The organism is Staphylococcus sp. HMSC055C03, from assembly GCF_001809385.1.
GTDB lineage: Bacteria > Bacillota > Bacilli > Staphylococcales > Staphylococcaceae > Staphylococcus > Staphylococcus simulans.
Genome location: NZ_KV797511.1, coordinates 101,385 through 121,507, shown reverse-complemented (window position 1 = coordinate 121,507; position 20,123 = coordinate 101,385). Strand labels below are relative to the sequence as shown.

The following is a 20,123-nucleotide window of genomic DNA, read 5'->3' as shown; positions in this document are numbered from 1 at the left end:
TTAGTAACAGACGACATCGATAAAGGTGTTAAAGGTTCAGACGTACTTTACACAGATGTTTGGGTATCTATGGGTGAACCAGACGAAGTTTGGGAAGAACGTATCAAATTATTGAAACCTTACCAAGTAAACCAAGACATGATCGAAAAAACAGGTAACCCACATGTTATTTTCGAACACTGCTTACCTTCATTCCACAACACTGACACAACAATCGGTAAACAAATCTTTGATAAACACGGCTTAAAAGAAATGGAGGTTACAGATGAAGTCTTCGAAGGCAAACATTCTGTAGTATTCCAAGAAGCTGAAAACCGTATGCACACTATCAAAGCTGTGATGGTTGCGACTCTAGGAGATATTGGATAAGGAGGACATAAAGTATGGCTAAAATCGTAGTAGCATTAGGAGGAAATGCCTTAGGCAATTCCCCACAAGAACAATTAAAGCTAGTGGAAAACACATCAAAATCACTTGTAGCATTGATTCAAAAAGGCCACGAAGTAGTCATCAGTCACGGCAACGGTCCGCAAGTCGGCAGTATCAACCTAGGATTAAACTTTGCGGCAGAACATGATCAAGGTCCAGCCTTCCCATTCCCAGAATGTGGTGCAATGAGTCAGGCGTACATTGGTTATCAGCTACAACAAAGTTTACAAAACGAACTACACAATTTAGATATTAAGAAACCTGTTGTGACTTTAGTCACACAAACAGTGGTTTCTAAAGAAGACCCAGCATTTGAAAATCCAACAAAACCAATTGGTAAATTCTATGACAAAGATTTAGCAGATACAATTGCTAAAGAACGTAAATACACATTCGTAGAAGATTCTGGTCGTGGCTACCGTCGTGTAGTCCCTTCTCCACAGCCAATTGAAATTGTTGAGCTACCAAGTATTGAAGATTTAATCAATAACGGATCACTCGTTATTGCTGGTGGTGGCGGCGGTATCCCTGTTGTTAAAGACGACCGCGGCGACTTACACGGTGTAGACGCAGTAATCGACAAAGATAAATCAAGTGCGATTCTTGCGGCACACATCAAATCTGATAAGTTAATCATTTTAACTGCAGTCGATTATATCTTCATCAACTTCGGTAAAGAAAACGAAGAAAAATTAACTAAAGTCACTACTGCTGATATGGAAAAATATATTGAAGAAGGTCAATTCGCTAAAGGTAGTATGTTACCTAAAGTTGAAGCATCTCTTCAATTCATTGAAAAGAATCCAGAAGGCGAAGTACTCATTACTTCTCTAGAAAATCTAGATGCTGCATTAGAAGGCAAAGTGGGTACAGTGATTACAAAATAATTCGCTATTGATGGTAGGTAATGCTCAATAGATAGTGAATCATGACAGATATATTGATTATAAAAAGTGCCTGAACATGCTTGAACAATCTCACATTTGTTACAACTTGTTCAGGCCTTTTATAAATATTTTGTTACATAATTTATATTCAAGTCCTATCATACACAGAATTTTGAATGAGCGGATCTCGCTGATTCAAAAAAATTTTACGCAAAAATAAAGAGTATTCTTACACTTTAATCTTTGATAACTTTTTTAAGTCCTGCGTTGGATAGCTTTTGAATATAAATTTAACAGCCGAAGAATGTCAAAGTCTATATATCTATCGATAGTCTCTATGACATTTGAAGCTGGAACTAATATATAAATAAAGCGTATGGGCTGAATAAAATGTATCTTGTCTTTTTTATCTGACATTCGAATATGATAACTGCATTTTTGAGATTCCCTTGCTTATAAGGAGATGATTATAATGGATCATGCAAATCAAATGGATGCTGCTAAAGAATCAACAGAGCCCCCTAAAAAGAAGAAAAAATTTAAACTTCGTATGCCTGGTGCCTTTGCCATTTTGTTCATTTTAACAATCGTTGCTGTTATTGCGACATGGCTGATTCCAGCGGGTGCGTATTCTAAATTATCTTATGAACCAGGGTCTGATCAATTAAAAATTGAAAACCCTCATAAAGAAATTAAGAAAGTGCCGGGAACCCAAGAAGAATTAGATAAAATGGGCGTCAAAATCAACATAGAACAGTTTGAATCCGGCGCAATTAATAAACCTATTTCTATCCCAGATACTTACGAAAGATTAAAACAAAATCCAGCAGGACCTGACCAAATTACAAGCGCAATGGTTCACGGAACAATTGAAGCCGTTGATATTATGGTATTCATCTTTGTACTCGGTGGACTGATTGGTGTTGTAAGTGCCAGTGGTTCATTTGAATCTGGATTACTTGCGTTAACGAAAAAGACTAAAGGTCATGAGTTTATGCTCATCTTCATGGTTTCTATCCTGATGGTACTCGGAGGAACCTTGTGTGGTATTGAAGAAGAGGCCGTCGCCTTCTATCCAATACTAGTGCCAATATTCATAGCAATGGGTTATGACTCAATTGTCTGTGTAGGGGCCATATTCTTGGCCAGTTCCGTCGGAACAACCTTCTCAACAATTAACCCATTCTCAGTAGTTATCGCCTCTAACGCTGCAGGTATTGCCTTCACTGAAGGGCTATACTGGCGTATCGCAGGTTGTATCATTGGTGCAATCTTTGTTATTGGTTATTTATATTGGTATACACAAAAAATCAAAAAGAATCCAAAAGCTTCTTACTCTTATGAAGACCGTGAGAAATTCAATGAACAATGGTCTGTTATGGGTAAAGATGCACATGCGGATCAATTCACTTGGCGTAAGAAAATCATTTTAATCTTGTTCGTTATCCCATTCCCACTTATGGTTTGGGGTGTAATGACTCAAGGTTGGTGGTTCCCAGTCATGGCCGCAATGTTCTTATCTGTAACGATTATTATCATGTTCATTGCAGGTATGGGTAAACAAGGATTAGGAGAAAAAGGAACAGTCGATGCCTTTATTAATGGTGCTTCTAGTTTAGTAGGTGTATCATTAATCATCGGTTTAGCGCGTGGTATTAACTTAGTTATGAATGAAGGGTTAATTTCAGATACAATCTTGAAATTCTCATCTGACATCGTATCTCATGTGAGTGGTCCGATATTCATTATTATCTTATTGATTATCTTCTTCTTCCTAGGATTTATCGTACCATCATCTTCTGGTCTAGCAGTACTGTCTATGCCGATTTTCGCACCGCTAGCAGATACTGTTGGCATTCCAAGATTTGTTATTGTAACTGCTTATCAATTCGGACAATACGCAATGTTATTCTTAGCACCTACAGGACTTGTAATGGCAACATTACAAATGTTGGATATGAGATACTCACACTGGTTCCGATTCGTATGGCCAGTTGTAGTATTCGTACTTGTATTCGGTGGTGCAATGTTAGTAACACAAGTATTAATCTACTCATAATTAAAACAAAATTAAATAGGTATTCTGAAGCAGAGATCTGAATAGGTCTCTGCTTTTACATTTATAATAGGAAGAAACTCATGATTTTTTAGTAAAACAGTAAAATTAGTGTACCTATCCAGTAAAAAAAGTGATAGTAAATAATGGATCGCTGAACAAGTAATATTTTATTACATTGACGAATAACAAATTTATGTATAAATAAAAGAGGCTCATCGTAAACAATTACGATAAGCCTCCACACTTATGAATGATAAAAAGTTATTAAATCTAATGATTTTTACGATACGCATCCAACATATCTTAAAAAATTCTACTTAATTTTAAAGCTTTGGTTTAAACCGCTGCAGTAATTCTCTTTTTCTCATACTGCATCAATTTAAACCCACCTATATGGTGTTTAATAATAATAGGGACACTAACTTTTTTACGCATCCTATTTGTGACGATTTCTCTCTCTATGTCTCAAATAAAAATTCATTTTCTTTTTCTCTCGAATTTTGTATTACAAATTTTCTATATCTCATTGTGATACGAACTTGTAAATAATAGTTGTATCCTTAAAGAAGGAGTGAATTTCTAATACCGATGTTTGTCTAACTGGATTTCTAACCAGAAATAATATAACCGTTATGCGAAAGATTGCCTTTCGTTAGTTATTTTTTTACCAGCTACAAACCTAATCGGTCAGGTCAATTGAATTACTGTGCTGTTAAACCTTCATGAAGTTCGATCTCTATTTATGAACTCAGCAATTCAATCTTGCACAGTACGCGCACCTTTCACAGCTGCAAATACAAATTGGACTTTGGCCTGTTTTTCTCTCAATTTGTATCAAAGTTGGATTCCTTTTTTGAGAGGTGTTTGTCTTGTGCATGGCTAAATATTAGCATCATGTTTTTTGATAGTCAAGAAAAATCTTAAAATTTTTATGGATTTTTTTACAATCATTACGGTTTCATACAATTTCTTGGTGGTTATCACTATCATAAAGTAAAAAATGTTATTTTTCTAAAACCGCACCACAACAACGATTAAAGTAATTTAGCAATATCAAAAAAATCTTGAATTTGTGTTTTTCGAGTTTTAGTGTTGAAAAAACCTTTGTGGTTTACGATAATTTTTTCGCTATATATGAAGTAAAATATTATCGTGATTTTTTTAATAAAAGTTCTTTACTTATCAAAAGTTATCCTATATACTTTTTCTTGTCTTCAAAGCAAGACAAAGATGCTGTCATTTTCTTTTTTGTTTTGAAGCGCAACTTTTAAATTCACAACTTGATGACCCGCCCTTTTTGGGCGGTTTTTTGTTTCTAACAAAGCAAAAAGGCCAGATCATAAAGATAACTTTATGATCCAGCCCAATCAGAATAGAATGTCTAGTCTCATGCTAGAAACGGTTATGTAGCTTCTCGGAAAGACTACATGCTAAAATCTTAGCACTCCCCTATTTCTATTGTCAATCTAATATTTTAAATTTTAAATGAATGTAACCACGCTTTAATTTCTGATAAAAACATACATCTTCTTATCGTTTGCAATATATTCAATTAATCAAAAGAATGGTTAGCTTCTCATTAAATACATCAACCGTTTTAAAATCATATTAAGCAGCTATTTAAAGGCATTCAAACATTCTCTCTGTTTATATTCTAAGTCCTTTTTCATTGTTTGAAATTCAGTATTATCAAACTGTTTTATTATTTTATCGAAAAAGGTGTTTACAAAAATTAAAAAGCACTTTATAATTCAACTATCTCATTACCTCTCTTTGAGGTACATCACTTTGATATAACACTATATCCCACTCACTTTATTTCATAGCGTTCAATACCATTTCCTCTTACGTTAATATCACATTATTTTCCCTTTAGTCGACAGTCGACATTGTAGTTTTATTTTCAAGTAATACTCTAATTGATTCACAAACTAACTGAACAACTTAGAAACACGCAATTGATACATAACACAACTCAATCTTGTTTAAGATTATCGCAGTTATTTCCAAACCATATTAATTCTAGACATCAGAGAAAGGAAATTTTAATATGCCATATTTTATCCAATACATACTCCCTATACATGAATTTACGAGTATCACAATTCATAACTTCAATCTTTACTTCCCACTGACAGGTGTGCGCTTATGAATAAGCTCTACATGACTATAAATTAATTTACTTTCAATTTAGCTTACACATTATTAATTCAATGACATCCAGACAGGAGAATATTTTCATGACTCAATTTCATAAAGAACCGCACATGACCTACCCTATTTCAAACTTAGTTTCTGAAATCAAAGAAAGCAACATGGATATTGATTCAAAGAAAGAGTTGATTTCTTTAACACAACATCTTCATCATGAATATCCACTCAACGTAGTAAAAATATTACGTGACAATTATATCCCTATCTCAAACTTAACTACTGAGGCTTACCAACAAGGTTATCGTCTTAAAATGGGGCAACTGGATATCAACTTTCCTAAACGTCTGTTCACTGAATTCGAACCTTCTGTTGTCTTAAGTTATGCATTACCTGAAGCAGCGATGTGTATTTCATTGCTGGAAAATCATGTTCATGGTTTAACACAAGGTTCAATTCATAATGCGCTCTATTATTTTTGGGGACACTCCATCACTGAATCTCACATCTCTCATTTAAAAAGTGTATTGAGTCTTAAAACAAATACATGGCGCAAACGTTTGCTTGATTGTACTCACTATCACTTTATTCATGCGCATGCCCTTCAACTCCCTGTATTTGACGGTGCACATATTGACTTTGCGAAACTCTATACAATCACTGGCATCAATGAATATGGATATAGAGATATTTTAACTTTGACTGTTTCTTTTGAAGAAGAAAATGTGGTTTGGACACAACTCTTCAATGAATTGAAAAATCGTGGGATGAATCCGCCTTTAATGATTTCAGCTGACCTATCACCTGCTTTAATGAAAATATGTTCAAAACATTTTCCAACGATGAAATATCAAGTATGTTCTAGATCTATGAGAATTGCGTTGAATGAAGCTTTTGAACGTGTCTTAAATACTGATGACTATGCTGAACCACCAAAAGACGTTGCGAAACAAGCACGTCAACTGGTAGCTGCACTATTCGAGCCTAATACTGAATATCAAGTCAATGTAGAAATCAAAAAAGAATTAGTAAAAATAACGAAAGACTATTCAAGTTTTGAGGAAGGTATAAATTTATTAAATCAATACTTTGAAAGCTGCTTTACGTATCTGACAATACCTGTCGCACCTAACTACAACTATGTACTGACAAGTAATAGCGCAGAACGTATCAATAAAGAAGTTAAAAAAATGAGTGAATGCCCTTATGTTTATGCGAGCCCAGAATCAGCAGAGCTGGCGATTTCTTGTTTTATGAAACACTTGGAGTTCAACAACTTCTTTAAACGTATAAAACTTAAAAACAGAGAGCTCTATTAAATAATTAAAGGACTGCGCTAAGCAGTCCTCACATGTTATAACTCTGTATATTTTTTATTTGAATCTTTAGCTTTCTCTACTGGATACTTAATCGCATTTTTCTTCAACTTTTCGCGGATAATATCATCAATATTCATCTCTAAGTTATCCGCAATCATGTAGCTGTATATCAAGACATCTGCCAACTCTTCAGCGATACGCTCACGCTTTGTCTCGTTGACTTCTTCAGGCTGTTTCCACTGATACAGTTCTAAAAGTTCAGATGCTTCAAGCGATAAAGAAATTGCGAGATCTTTTTCATTATGATAAGGTCTCCAGTTTCTCGCATTACGAAAATCATTAATTTCTTGGATGAGTTGTTCTATATTATTCATGGTCTATACCTCCATTAGCGGCACGTTTAAGTTCATTTTGTAAAGCTTCATCTACTGCGTAAATATATAAGCCGTTGACGCCGCGTGTTAATAAGACGTTTAATTCATTCTTAAGCAATTCTTCTGTGAATTTAGCTTTAGTGTTATCTGAGAGTGTTCTATTTCTAGTTGCTTTTTGATTATAACTCTCTGAACCGTCAAAAATAATTTTACCATCTCTAAATTTAACAGATGGACCAATAATCACACCTGCATAATTTAAATCGAAGCCTTGTACGGTAAATGTTGAACCTACTTCATCAATAGTTTGACTTTGTTCAGGCCAAGATAAAGATTTTTCTCGTTTACTAACTTTGAGTTGACTGTTCCAAGGCATGCTCCATTCACCAATACGTACACGCCAATAATCCGCGTCTTCAGGTGCTTTACTATTATACTTCCAGTCATACGTTGCGAGTAAACGTGAAATACCAGAGTCTTGAGATTGAGCTTTATTTCGTATTGCTTGTTCTAGCTGCTTAGGTTGATCAAATATTTTAATATCATACTTATCATCTTCAGGAATATTATCAATGGTTTGTTTATCTATGAGGCGACGAATCCAATCTACAGTATCTTCATTACTATTGATGCGCATTTGATTATTAAGATGTATGTGATTGTTATTTGCTTTAGTTTCTGACACCAATTTTTCTAACTGGTCTGCTTCTATCACTTGTTCAGTACTTAAGATTTGGTTTCTATCAAATACCGCAATAACTACTTTTGCTCGGGCAATTAAATCTTTCAGTTGGTTTTGTCCACGGTAAGATTGCTTACCTTGTGTCCATAATAAGTGCGCTTCATCTACAATGATTACATCTACTTTATCCTCAGTACTGCGCTGATTAATAAAGCTGGTAGGTTTGTTTACTATCGCTTGTTTTTTATTCTTTGGATCATACAACCCTAATTTCTTCGCAATTTCTTGATAAACTTTTAATTGTTCATCATGATTGACTAACAAATACACACTTAAAGGCTGGTTATCATTTTCTTCTAACAACATACGTTTTAAATCAAAGAATAAGCTGCTCATTAATACAGTTTTACCTGAACCCGCTTCACCTTCTACCAACACCAGCTGTTCTTCTAAGTTATTATGTAACGCTACTTTAATCTTACCCGTTATCGCTTCTTTAGCTTTATTTTGTTCCTGAGTCAATTTATGAAACGGGGAAGCTTTGAATATCGCTGAATCTCTAATAATACTTTCTACTGGGAACAAAATATTATTCTCTTTATTCAACTTCTTCCAAATATCCGTAAAGATATCATCTAATTGATCAGCTGTATAATAATCGTTTTGTTGGTTTGCTCTCTTATTATAGATGTATTCAATGCTATCAACACTTGATAAATACTGCATCAAACGATTCTCCACATCTAACGTTAGAGATTTATTGAAATAGCGATGACCAATCACATACATAGTCGACGTTAACGACAACGAAAAATCTGCCCAATAAGGTACTGTCTTCGCATCCGTCAATAAATGCTGAGAAGTACGCTCCTTAATATCAGCTGTCTCCCCTACATACACCTTAAAACCCTTTTGCTTATCATCATTAATGATATAAACCGTAGGATACTTCAACAGATACTTCGAATCCTCAGAGCCTTCCCATACGTCCACAAAATGATTTAAATCCTCCATTGAATACTTTATTTGTTTAATTATCGGCTTTCTTTTCCTATTCATTTTAATCACCTAATACACCATTAATATTGTAGTAATAAAATACTACACACCCGTTTAAGATAATTATAAGTGTCAGTGAATAGGAAAACAATAAAACCACCATACGATTCAGCTTCCAAAATACATTTATACACAATGTATTTTTCTTTCATGTTCTTTTAATACCGTTCTCTTTAATTTTAGCCTTTATATACTGATTCTCATTTTATAAACAGTAATTACATATCAGTTGTAATTTTTAATCGATGAATGCTTCTAACTTTAATACTAATCATTGATTTATCACAAATTGCTACTCAATATTCCTGTAAATTTTTTAGAGTTGCACATATTTATTTGAATATTTAGAAAATATTAAGTAAAATGAGAATAAACTAAGTAAGCGCTTACATAGTGAATGTTTACTTGTTTCCACCTTTTATATTAAGGAGGCGATAATTTGAAACAATATGACTTAGTTGTTATTGGCGCTGGCCCTGGTGGTTATGTTTCTGCTATTCGAGCAGCACAATTAGGTTTAAAAGCAGCTATCGTTGAAAAACAGTATTTTGGGGGAACCTGTTTAAACGTTGGCTGTATACCATCCAAATTATTATTAGAATATGGTAAAAAAGTTCAAAACATTAACATTGCTGACTCTTGGGGAATACACACTGAAAATTTAGACATAGATTATTCTAAATTGCTCTCTAAATCGAAGACAGTAATTTCTCAATTAACTGGCGGTGTTGAGTATTTACTTAAACAAAACAAAGTTGATCAGATTAAGGGTGAAGCAATTGTAAACGAAGACTTAACCATTAAAGTTGATCAGCAAACCATCAAGGCTAAAGACATTATTCTTGCAACTGGCAGTACTCCATTCGTTCCTCCTATCCCTGGACTAAAAGAAACAAACTATCACACTACAGACACTATCTTCAAAATCGAAAAACTACCAAAGCAATTAGCAGTAATTGGTGGTGGCGTTATTGCTACAGAAATCGCATCATCAATGGCTGACTTAGGTGTTAAAGTGACAATTATAGAAGTCGCTGATGATATCTTACTCACTGAAACTAAAGAAATCCGCTCCGTATTAAAAGAACATTTAGATTCTCAAGACATTACAATTTTAACGCAATGCACAATTGATAAGGTTACCCAAGATCATATCCAATTAAAAGATCAAAAAGATATTAACTTTGATACCCTGCTTGTCGCTACTGGCAGAAAACCGAACCTTCAAGTCATTAATAAACTCAATATCGAAAAAGATGAAAAATCATTTTTAAAGGTTGATACAAATTATCAAACTAGCATCCCACACATTTATGCCGTTGGAGATTTAGTAAATAGTTATCAGCTTGCTCATGCTGCGAGTGCTGAAGGAATCGTGGCAACAGAAAGTATTGCTGGTTTAAAACCTAAAGCAATTCAAAATGAAATGATTCCACGTTGTATCTATACGCGTGTGGAAGCCGCTTCAGTAGGTTTATCTCAAGAACAAGCAGAAGAACAAGGTTATAAAGTTAAAACAGTCGAAGCTCAATTCCAAAGTAATGCTAAAGCTTTGATTGAGGGAGAGACAGATGGTTTTATTCAACTCGTTATTGATACTCAATATAGTGAAATATTAGGTGGTTTTATTACCGGGCCTAATGCTACTGAGTTAATTGGTGAACTGCTAGGTGTAAAAGTATCTGAAGGAACAATAGAAGAATTATCGCAAGTGATTCAACCTCACCCTTCTCTTTTAGAAGTAATGGGAGAATCTGCAGATAGTTATCTAAATAAAGCAATTCATAAATAGCTATTTTTAAGGGGGAATTAGTTATGAATAAAGAAGAAGCACGCTGGATCTATAAAACAATGAATGAAATCCGTGAATTTGAAGACAAAGTACATGAGATATTTGGTAAAGGAGAAATCCCTGGATTCGTGCATCTATACGTTGGCGAAGAAGGTGTCGCAACGGGTGTAATGGCTTTATTAGAAGATGATGACTATATCACGAGTACACACCGAGGACACGGACATGCTATTGCTAAAGGTTGCGACTTAAACGGTATGATGGCTGAAATCATGGGTAAACGAGACGGCTTAGGCCATGGTAAAGGTGGCTCAATGCACGTGGCAGAAATAGATAAAGGTATGCTCGGTGCCAATGGTATTGTAAGTGGCGGTTTCGGCTTAGCAACTGGTGCTGGTATTTCTTTAAGAAACCAAGGCAAAAATAATGTTGCTGTATGCTTCTTTGGAGATGGTGCAGCAAACGAAGGAAACTTCCATGAAGGCTTAAACTTCGCTTCGATTTTAAAACTGCCTGTTATCTTCGTTTGTGAAAACAACCAATTTGGTGAAGGTACTACACATAAATATGCAAGTGCATCAGAAACAATTGCTGAGAGAGCTTCAGCTTATAACATGCCTGGTGTTTATGTAGATGGAATGAATGTAGTAGAAGTATATGATGCAGCAAAAGAAGCTATCGAACGTGCTAAAAATGGCGAAGGTCCTACGCTTATAGAGTGTGATACTTATCGTAAGTATGGACACTTTGAAGGCGATGAACAAAAAGTAAAATCAAAAGAAGACCGAAATGCTGATCGTAATCCAACTGAAGAATTCCGAAAATATGCCATTGAAAATGACTTGTTAACTGAAGATGAAGCAAATGAAATTGAAACAGCTGCGAAAAAAGCTGTAGAAGATGCAGTAGAATTTGGTGAAAATAGTGAATTACCAGATTTAGATTCTTTATATAAAGATGTATTTGCATAAGCTTAAAGGGGGAACTGACAATGGGAGAAGAACGTAAAATCACATTTATGAAAGCCGTAAACGAAGCAATGGATATTGCGATGGAACAAGACGAAAACGTTATATTAATTGGTACTGATGTAGCCGGCGGTGCAGATGTAGATCACTTACAAGATGATGATTCATTCGGCGGTGTATTCGGTGTTACAAAGGGATTAGTTAAAAAATATGGACGTAATCGCGTGATCGATACACCTATCGCTGAACATATTACTTTAAGTTCCGCAGTCGGTGCTGCTGCAACAGGCTTAAGACCTGTGGCAGAATTAATGTTCAATGATTTTATCGGGTTTGGACTTGATCCTATTTTAAACCAAGGTGCAAAAATGAGATATATGTTTGGCGGTAAAGCCAAGATTCCAATGGTAGTTAGAACTGTCCATGGTGCTGGCGCTGGTGCCGCGGCGCAACACTCACAAACACTATATAATATTTTTGCTAGTATTCCTGGTGTTAAAGTAGTAGTCCCTTCTAATCCATATGATGCTAAAGGATTACTTTTAGCAGCGATTAAAGACGATAATTTAGTTGTTTACTCAGAAGACAAAACATTACTAAGTATGAAAGGTGACGTCCCTGAAGAAGACTATATTGTTGAAATTGGAAAAGCTAATGTTGTACAAGAAGGCGATGACTTAACAATTGTAGCAATAGGAAAAATGGTACAGACAGCTTTAGACACTGCTGAAAAGTTATCTGAAGATAATATTTCAACTGAAGTCATCGACTTACGCTCAATTTCTCCATGGGATGAAGAAGCGGTATTAGAATCAGTAAAGAAAACAGGTCGTTTGATTGTGATAGATGAATCTAATCCTCAATGTAATATAGCTGGAGATGTCGCTTCAGTAATTGGTGATATTGGATTCGATTACTTAGATGGACCTATTAAAAAGGTTACTGCTCCAGATACACCTGTACCTTTCGCTCAAAACTTAGAACAAGCATACATTCCAAGTGTAGAAAAAGTATTAGATGTAGCTGATGAACTAATTGCTGATTTAAAGAAAGTAAAATCTTAAGTTAAGGGGGTGGATAAAATGAGCACAAATATTATGATGCCTAAACTAGGCATGACAATGAAAGAAGGAACTGTTGAAGAATGGCATGTACAAGAAGGTGATTCAGTAAATAAAGGTGACATCATCGTTTCAATCAGTTCAGAAAAATTAACACAAGATGTTGAAGCCCCTGCTGACGGAACTATTATAAAAATCACTACTCAAGCCGGTGAAGAAGCGAAAGTCAAAACACCTATTGGGGTTATAGGAGAAAGCGGAGAGACTGTTGAAGAAAGTGAGCAAGAAAACAGTTCAGAAAAAGATGAAACTTCTGAAGAAAAAGATGTGAATTCAAATGATACTAACGAGTCTCCATCTCCTAAAGAAGTTAGTGCTACTCAAAATAAAGGAGAACGTATATTCATTTCTCCTCTGGCACGCAATATGGCAGATAAAAACAATTTAGATATCTCTCGTATCGAAGGCACAGGTGGAAATGGAAGAATTACTAAACTTGATATACAGCGTGTTCTTGAAAATGGATTAGATAAAGAGAGTCAAGATACAACTGATACACCTTCTGCTGCTTCTGTTCCATCTTCTACTGCAGGAGAAGGATTAAATCCAATACGTAAACGTATTGCTCAAAATATGCGTCAGAGTCTCGAACAAACAGCACAACTTACTCTGCACCGTAAAGTTAATGCTGATCCATTATTATCATTTAAAGAAAAATTAGCTACAGAGTTAAGTAATGCTGGACAAGATGTGAAGTTATCTATCACAGCATTGCTCGCTAAGGCTGTAGTATTATCACTAAAAGAGTATAAAAAAATTAATGTCCGCTATGAAAATGGTGAGCTTCAAGAATTTGATGAAGTACATCTAGGTATTGCGACATCATTAGATGATGGACTGATGGTGCCTGTGATTAAAGAAGCGGATAGTAAAAGCATCGGTGCATTAGCAAATGAAATTAAAGATTCTGCAGAAAAAGTACGCAATGGTGAAACTAATGATGTTGTCTTATCTGGTGCTACATTTACGATCACTAATATGGGTACAAGTGAGATTGAGTACTTTACTCCAATTTTAAATGTGGGTGAAGCGGGTATCCTAGGTGTTGGTGCTATGCAATCAGAAGTTGTTATACAGGATGGCAATGTAAAGCAAATTCAACGTTTACCACTCAGTCTAACATTTGATCACCAGTTATTAGATGGTGCTGATGCTGCAGAGTACTTAAAAATGCTTGCGAAGTATATCGAAAATCCATATTTGTTAATTTTATAGAACATGAATAAAATCGGAATTATCATAAGTATTTACGATAATTCCGATGCTTTTTTATTTAATTGGCGTTGCAACATTATTTACTAGTTCATCTAGCCCTCATATATTATCTATTCCATTTGTGTCTAACCATTTTATTACATTCTCTTTAGATACATTATATGCTTCTATCGCTCCACTTCATGTTGCTTTTCCACAAAGCATGTCATTAAATCTAGACCCTTATTCACTTTCAAACAACAATGTTTCCTTATATGATTGAATTATTACTCCTATACTAAATATATAAATTTAATACTTCATTTGATTAATCATCTAATTTCTTAAACTGTTTATATTAATCGCCTAACACACCATCAACATTGTAGTAAGTATACACTAAACCCCTCTTTAAAATAATTATAAATGTCTGTGAACAGTAGGAAATAAAATCGCTATACAAATATGTATAAATAATAATATGTTTACAAATAGTGTTTTAACTTCCTTGATCTAACTCATCTAAATAATTAATAACTAGTCGTCAAATCTATGCTTATATTCATAACAAAATATAGTATTGCTTAACCCTTAATGATATGATTAATATAAATTAAGTTTATTTATCGTAAAATTTTGAATCACAAATTACGTACTAGTTTTAAAGGGTTTTTAATAAATAATAGTAACTCGAGGAGAGTGGATAAATTGGGATATAGAATTGAAACACGTACTTTTGAAGAATTGCAAGGCAAATTAAATTTACCGAACTTCCAAAGAGCACTTGTATGGTCTAATAACCAAAAAAAAGAGTTTTTTAATACTCTTAAAGATGGATTTCCCTTTGGTTCTATTTTGTTGTATGAATACGAAAGAGAAAAAACTAAAGATAATGAAAATAGATACAGTTTAATAGATGGACTACAAAGATATTCTACAATGTTGGATTTCAAAGATAATCCTACAAACTATATTGAATTTGATGAATTTGCTGAAAGAATAGCTAGACTTTATAAAAATGCATCTAAAAGTACCACTAACGAAGTTGTGAATTTCTCTAAAGATACTTTATTAGAAATAGTAAAACAAAATAACGATCCTAATTCACCAAATACAAGAGCAACAGCTCTTTCCAAGAAAGTGATAGACAAATTTCCTGCTTTAGATGACCAAGATATACGTGATGAAATAACAGAAATTCAACAAGAAGTCACTGAATTTTTTAATAACCAATTAAATATTAGCAAAGTCAAGATACCATGCATTATTTTTGAAGGTGATGAAACACAACTTGCTGAAGTTTTTCAAAGATTGAATAGCGGCGGGAAAAAATTATCAAAATATCAAGTTTTTGCAGCTCATTGGGATAAATATAATATTGAATTAAGTAAAGCTGAGTATAGTAATAAAATTTTGGATAATATTATTGATAGATATGAAACTTTGAATAATGATCGGGGCATACTTATTGAAGATTTTGACCCTCAAGAGATGAGAAATAGTCGTGAAATTAACTTATCCGAATTTTGTTATGGTTTAGGTAAAATACTTGCTGAAGAATTGTATATCTTCTTTGATAAAATAAGTGAAGACATATGTAACGAATTAGGTTTTCAAACTATGTTAATGATATTTGATATCCCGACCTCTAAAATGAATACTTTACCTCACTTCCATAAATACTTAAAAAACGGTAATAATATAGAAGATATGGTTAGTAAAATTGTAGGTGTGTATAAAATCATTAACAATAAATTCGACAATATATTTACTTTGTCATCTTTAACAAGAAAGAAAAAACATGAAACAAAGTCATTTACCCGTTTACAAATCATGTCATTCTTCGCATCATTATGGCAAGTTTCATATTCGCTTATACTTGATGAAACAAAAGATAGTTTATATATAAAAGAAAAACAAGGAAGAAAAAAAGAGCGTCAGAAAATTTTAGATAATATTGTTAGCTATTCTATTTATGACATCATAAGAAATTACTGGTCTGGAACCGGAGATAAAAAGTTAATGGATATTTATATAAATAAAAACAATAGATATTCAAATGCATTACCAAAAGAAATTTTTATGAATGAACTACTTCGTTGGAACGACGAAAGTATAAATAAATCTAGCGTAAATATCCAATCTGACGAAAAAATGATAATATCATGCATTGCAAATACTCACTCTGATTTTTATAAAGGTCTAAATGATAACTTTGATTATGAACATATTTTCTCAAGAAAGTTATACAATAAACATAAAAATAATCATTTAATACCGGCAGGTGCTTTAGGTAATATAATGCTATTAGATGAAGGCTCTAATCGTAAAAAGAAAGAAAAATTTCTGTATGAAATTTTTAATTTAGATAATATTAATAAGGAAGATACTCACGAATATAACTACATAAAATACAGTAGTTATCCTGAAAAACGAGTTATAGACAAAATAGAATTTGATCTAGTAGCAGGAGAATATGATTCTCTTATAAATATGATTAAAACCAGAGGAGATTTAATTATTAAAGAGCTTACTAATTCTTTATATTCATAGATCTTACTTCTTATCTTCTCGTCACTACTTTTTAAACTATTTTTTATTAAATAGAATAAGTCATGCATCTATATGAGTCATACAGGTATGCATGACTTACTTATTTCTATCGATAAACTTATTAATCATTTATAACAATTAGCGAATTTGCCCTGTCTCTTACCATATTTTTTACTACTAATTTGCTAATTTTATACATACATTAATATTTTATACAAAACAATTTACTTCACTTAACTATCTTACTTTTATCCATGTTCACTTACTTAATAAAAATTTCTAATAGTATACGTAAGCCTTGAATCTCTATAACTCGTATAGAAGTTCAAGGCTTATTTAATATTTATAGATCTAACTACTCATTCATAAAACAATATTCCACTATTCTTCTTTAAACCAATTGGAGATTTCTCCTCTTCTCGCAGCAAACTTCATCTTTGAAATTGAACTGTTCTTTATAACTACAGTATATCTATAGCTTGTTTCTACTAGTTTAGCTATGTTTTTTAATTCTTCTGGTTCTTTTCCATCTATCCCTAAATATCTAGTGAATACTATAAAATATCTATCCGTAGGCAAAACTTCTTTAGCTTGATTTACCATGTATTCAATAAATTGATTAATTATAACTATTTCCTCTACGCTATTTTCAGTTTCTCTTTCAATAAACCTCAGTTTATTATCAATGAATTCATCTTCTTTAAGATTATCCATTTCTTCATCTAATGATATTTGGTTATAAACACACATTCCCATGAACTTTTTTAAGTTGAATAATTGCTTTTCAGAAACCCCAATCTTCTCCCTCAACAATGCATCTAACTTATCTTCATCCAGAAAGTGATTTTGCGACATTAAACGATTCATATAATTTATCTGTTCTTTTTCAAACGTGGGAATTTTATATGAAGATTTGTGATCATCTATATTCTTTCTGACATAATACTGAACTCTGAAATACTTATCATATTGAAAAGAGCTTTCATTATCTAAATTAAACTTTTCCATTATATTGAGCAATCCTTCATATCCATACGATATTAAATCTTGCTTTTCTAAAATCGTTTCTTTTATCTGTAATATATTTTGTTCAACCACTTTATCAACAGTATGATGATTCAGCATAATGAACTTGTTTGCCCAATACTCTTTTTCCTTTTCATCACACGTTCTCCAATTTTTTATACATTCGATACTCTGAACATTTATTTCCTCTTTTGTAGATCGATCCATTACATTCCTATTTCTATCTTTTGATGTTGTATTCATTTGTTGTCCTTCTTTTCTATATTTTTTAGAACGATTGATTTAAAACCTGCTTCAATTTCTACAATATGAACGCCTACCTCTCACATTTATTTTTATCACTCATAAACTACTCTCCTTTTTCTATACATTTATCAGCATGGAAATGCGAACATACAAATTATACATGCTTTTGCTCTACATTTTGTTTACCAAAAAAGCAAAATAAGTGTCATTTACCTCTTCACTTTCTATATGTTTAACGTTACAATGAGTTCATTCACACAATTTTCTGATTATTACAATAATTATTATAGGAGGAGATAACTATGAATCGAAGACAACACTACTGGAAAGATTGGCGATTACATGTCTTAGTATTAGCCATTGTTGTGATTTGTGAATTAATTGGCCCATTCGATATTCCATTAGGGGTTACGTCTATTTTATTATTACCTGTAGTTTATGGAGTTGTCTTAGGTTTATTAGCTTATTTCACTCCTTTGGTTGGTAAGAAACAAGCCAAAAACTCAGAGCCTATGGTTTTTATTTCTGTTGCTATTTTAATTGCGAAATTTGGTACTGAAGCAGGACCTGCACTTCCTAAAATTATCGCGGCAGGCCCAGCATTAGTTTTACAAGAGCTTGGTAACTTAGGTACGATTTTCCTTTCTTTGCCGTTAGCAATTATGCTTGGACTACGTCGTGAGGCTATCGGTATGACACACTCTATTGGTAGAGAAGCAAATATGGCGTTAATTACAGAAAAGTTCGGAATTGAATCACCAGAATGGCGTGGTGTCATGTCTATGTATATCTTCGGAACAATTTTCGGTGCGATATTCTTTAGTATCTTTTCAGGTTTGATCGCATCCATCATACCTTTACATCCATTGGCTTACGCAATGGCGACTGGTGTTGGTAGTGGCGTTATGTCAGCTGCTGCAGTTGGTCCTATTATTGAAATGTTCCCAAGCTATGCTAGTGATATTAAAGCATTCTCAGGAGTCAGTAACTTATTAACATCAGTAACAGGATTATATATGGGTATCTTAATCGCATTACCATTAACAATTCGTTACTACAATGGTGTTATGAAGGTTAAAGCTAGACTACAAAAAAGTACAAAAGGAAAGAGGGATATACATGAAACTCACGTCTAATATTATCAACTGGTCTTTGACGCTTGTCGTTGTGGGACTTATTGCGTTAATTAGTAACTGGGTTGGCCAAGACATTATGCCTTCAAAAGCTGTTCCAGGTGTTCTTGCGTTAATGGGAATCGCTTTAGTCGGTATGATTCTTCAACAACTTATCCCTCTTAACATTCCTAGTATTGCTTATATTGGAGTACTTGGATTAGTACTTACAATTCCTGGTATGCCGACGGCACCTTATATCGTCAGTTGGACACACAACGTAGAATTAATGGCTTTAGCTACACCAGTTGTTGCATATGCTGGTATTTCAATCGGTAACTCTTGGACTGACTTTGCGAAGTTAGGATGGAAAACAATCGTTGTAGGTATGGTCATTCTAATGAGTACATATGTCGGTTCAGCCGTCGTAGCTCATATTGTGTTGAAGATACAAGGTATTATTTAACTTATAAATACAAGTTTACTGAATAGGTAAAGGAAGTCGATTGTGCCGTCGACTTCCTTTTTTTATACTAATTTCTAAGTAATAACATCTACTATGTTTATTACTCAAATTAAGATCCGTCACAATAAATATAGAGAGAACTTGAGATAATGAAAGTCACATACGTCGCAATATTTTATAAAAATGATCCGAAGCTTGAAGGCCAATACTTCTTTGTAGATTTCGATGTAGAATCACTACATGAAGTACTTCCTCCAATCGAACTCCTATCTCCTGAAGATTGCTTAGGCTTCGCCCTAGCAAAGTATAAAGAACTCGGCATCCCCTTACCTGAACCCTTCTCCTTTGATTTAATCTTTCTTAATGACACTTACTATTATGAGAAAAGAGCAATCACTATTGAACTTAATGAATACGCTGGAACTAAGAAACGTAAACCTAAAAAGTTTATTCCTGAATGGCTCTACCGTTTTGAAATGAGCGAAGATGAAAAGTTTCGAAGAAAACGAGAAAGAGATTGGCAAAGAAAAGCTATGGATGAACTGATGAACACAGAATTTGAAGGTGCTCACGTTGGTTTTATGTCAGGCAAGCCTTGGTTACCACAAGCAACAGAAGTAAGATACGAAGAAATTTATGACTTAGACTAAAAAAATGCCTCCAAAAGCATTCACATGATGTGAGC

The 20,123-nt window shown here is 33.6% G+C and carries 14 protein-coding genes and 1 pseudogene; 12 read left to right on the top strand and 3 right to left on the bottom strand.

Annotated elements, in window-relative coordinates:
- From HMPREF2603_RS10395 to HMPREF2603_RS10380, 4 genes and pseudogenes are all read left to right on the top strand, one after another.
- Positions 1 to 369: pseudogene (locus tag HMPREF2603_RS10395) on the top strand (ornithine carbamoyltransferase subunit F); the annotation flags it as partial.
- A gap of 14 nt (positions 370 to 383) precedes the next feature.
- Positions 384 to 1,316: a carbamate kinase gene (gene arcC, locus HMPREF2603_RS10390; protein WP_002480072.1), complete on the top strand. Its 933-nt coding sequence runs from the start codon at positions 384 to 386 to the stop codon at positions 1,314 to 1,316.
- Between the two features lie 490 nt (positions 1,317 to 1,806).
- A complete protein-coding gene (locus tag HMPREF2603_RS10385; protein ID WP_031262850.1) occupies positions 1,807 to 3,375 on the top strand; it encodes a YfcC family protein in 1,569 nt (522 codons plus the stop codon).
- Positions 3,376 to 5,615: 2,240 nt separating this feature from the next.
- The gene (locus tag HMPREF2603_RS10380) at positions 5,616 to 6,845 is read left to right on the top strand and encodes a transposase (protein ID WP_060804623.1); all 1,230 of its coding nucleotides are present in this window, start codon (positions 5,616 to 5,618) and stop codon (positions 6,843 to 6,845) included.
- A gap of 35 nt (positions 6,846 to 6,880) precedes the next feature.
- Here the strand turns inward: HMPREF2603_RS10380 and HMPREF2603_RS10375 are convergent, their stop codons facing one another.
- The gene (locus HMPREF2603_RS10375) at positions 6,881 to 7,219 is read right to left on the bottom strand and encodes a nucleotide pyrophosphohydrolase (protein ID WP_060804625.1); all 339 of its coding nucleotides are present in this window, start codon (positions 7,217 to 7,219) and stop codon (positions 6,881 to 6,883) included.
- Complete coding sequence (locus HMPREF2603_RS10370; protein WP_060804627.1) at positions 7,212 to 8,960, bottom strand: DUF2075 domain-containing protein; 1,749 nt, start codon at positions 8,958 to 8,960, stop codon at positions 7,212 to 7,214. The genes HMPREF2603_RS10375 and HMPREF2603_RS10370 overlap by 8 nt, the downstream gene beginning before the upstream one ends.
- Before the next feature lie 439 nt (positions 8,961 to 9,399).
- On the opposite strand from HMPREF2603_RS10370, the gene lpdA reads away from it, so the two are divergent.
- The 5 genes from lpdA to HMPREF2603_RS10345 all read left to right on the top strand — a co-directional run bounded on the left by lpdA (position 9,400) and on the right by HMPREF2603_RS10345 (position 16,588).
- The gene (gene lpdA, locus HMPREF2603_RS10365) at positions 9,400 to 10,752 is read left to right on the top strand and encodes a dihydrolipoyl dehydrogenase (protein WP_060804630.1); all 1,353 of its coding nucleotides are present in this window, start codon (positions 9,400 to 9,402) and stop codon (positions 10,750 to 10,752) included.
- Between the two features lie 23 nt (positions 10,753 to 10,775).
- A complete protein-coding gene (locus HMPREF2603_RS10360) occupies positions 10,776 to 11,723 on the top strand; it encodes a thiamine pyrophosphate-dependent dehydrogenase E1 component subunit alpha (protein ID WP_060804632.1) in 948 nt (315 codons plus the stop codon).
- Positions 11,724 to 11,743: 20 nt separating this feature from the next.
- Positions 11,744 to 12,784: an alpha-ketoacid dehydrogenase subunit beta gene (locus tag HMPREF2603_RS10355; RefSeq protein ID WP_060804634.1), complete on the top strand. Its 1,041-nt coding sequence runs from the start codon at positions 11,744 to 11,746 to the stop codon at positions 12,782 to 12,784.
- Between the two features lie 18 nt (positions 12,785 to 12,802).
- Entirely contained in the window at positions 12,803 to 14,056 is a 1,254-nt protein-coding gene (locus HMPREF2603_RS10350; RefSeq protein WP_060804636.1) for a dihydrolipoamide acetyltransferase family protein, read from the top strand.
- Positions 14,057 to 14,743: 687 nt separating this feature from the next.
- Positions 14,744 to 16,588 carry a DUF262 domain-containing protein gene (locus HMPREF2603_RS10345; protein ID WP_060804639.1) on the top strand — a complete coding sequence of 615 codons (1,845 nt, stop codon included), beginning with the start codon at positions 14,744 to 14,746 and terminating at the stop codon, positions 16,586 to 16,588.
- Between the two features lie 381 nt (positions 16,589 to 16,969).
- Here HMPREF2603_RS10345 and HMPREF2603_RS10340 read toward each other — a convergent pair whose 3' ends face one another.
- A complete protein-coding gene (locus HMPREF2603_RS10340; protein WP_060804641.1) occupies positions 16,970 to 17,857 on the bottom strand; it encodes a hypothetical protein in 888 nt (295 codons plus the stop codon).
- A gap of 305 nt (positions 17,858 to 18,162) precedes the next feature.
- On the opposite strand from HMPREF2603_RS10340, the gene HMPREF2603_RS10335 reads away from it, so the two are divergent.
- The 3 genes from HMPREF2603_RS10335 (at position 18,163) to HMPREF2603_RS10325 (ending at position 20,088) form a co-directional block, all read left to right on the top strand.
- Positions 18,163 to 18,996: a DUF3100 domain-containing protein gene (locus HMPREF2603_RS10335; protein WP_060804644.1), complete on the top strand. Its 834-nt coding sequence runs from the start codon at positions 18,163 to 18,165 to the stop codon at positions 18,994 to 18,996.
- A complete protein-coding gene (locus tag HMPREF2603_RS10330) occupies positions 18,980 to 19,438 on the top strand; it encodes a hypothetical protein (RefSeq protein ID WP_060804646.1) in 459 nt (152 codons plus the stop codon). The genes HMPREF2603_RS10335 and HMPREF2603_RS10330 overlap by 17 nt, the downstream gene beginning before the upstream one ends.
- A gap of 149 nt (positions 19,439 to 19,587) precedes the next feature.
- The gene (locus HMPREF2603_RS10325; protein WP_060804649.1) at positions 19,588 to 20,088 is read left to right on the top strand and encodes a hypothetical protein; all 501 of its coding nucleotides are present in this window, start codon (positions 19,588 to 19,590) and stop codon (positions 20,086 to 20,088) included.
- Positions 20,089 to 20,123: the final 35 nt, after the last annotated feature.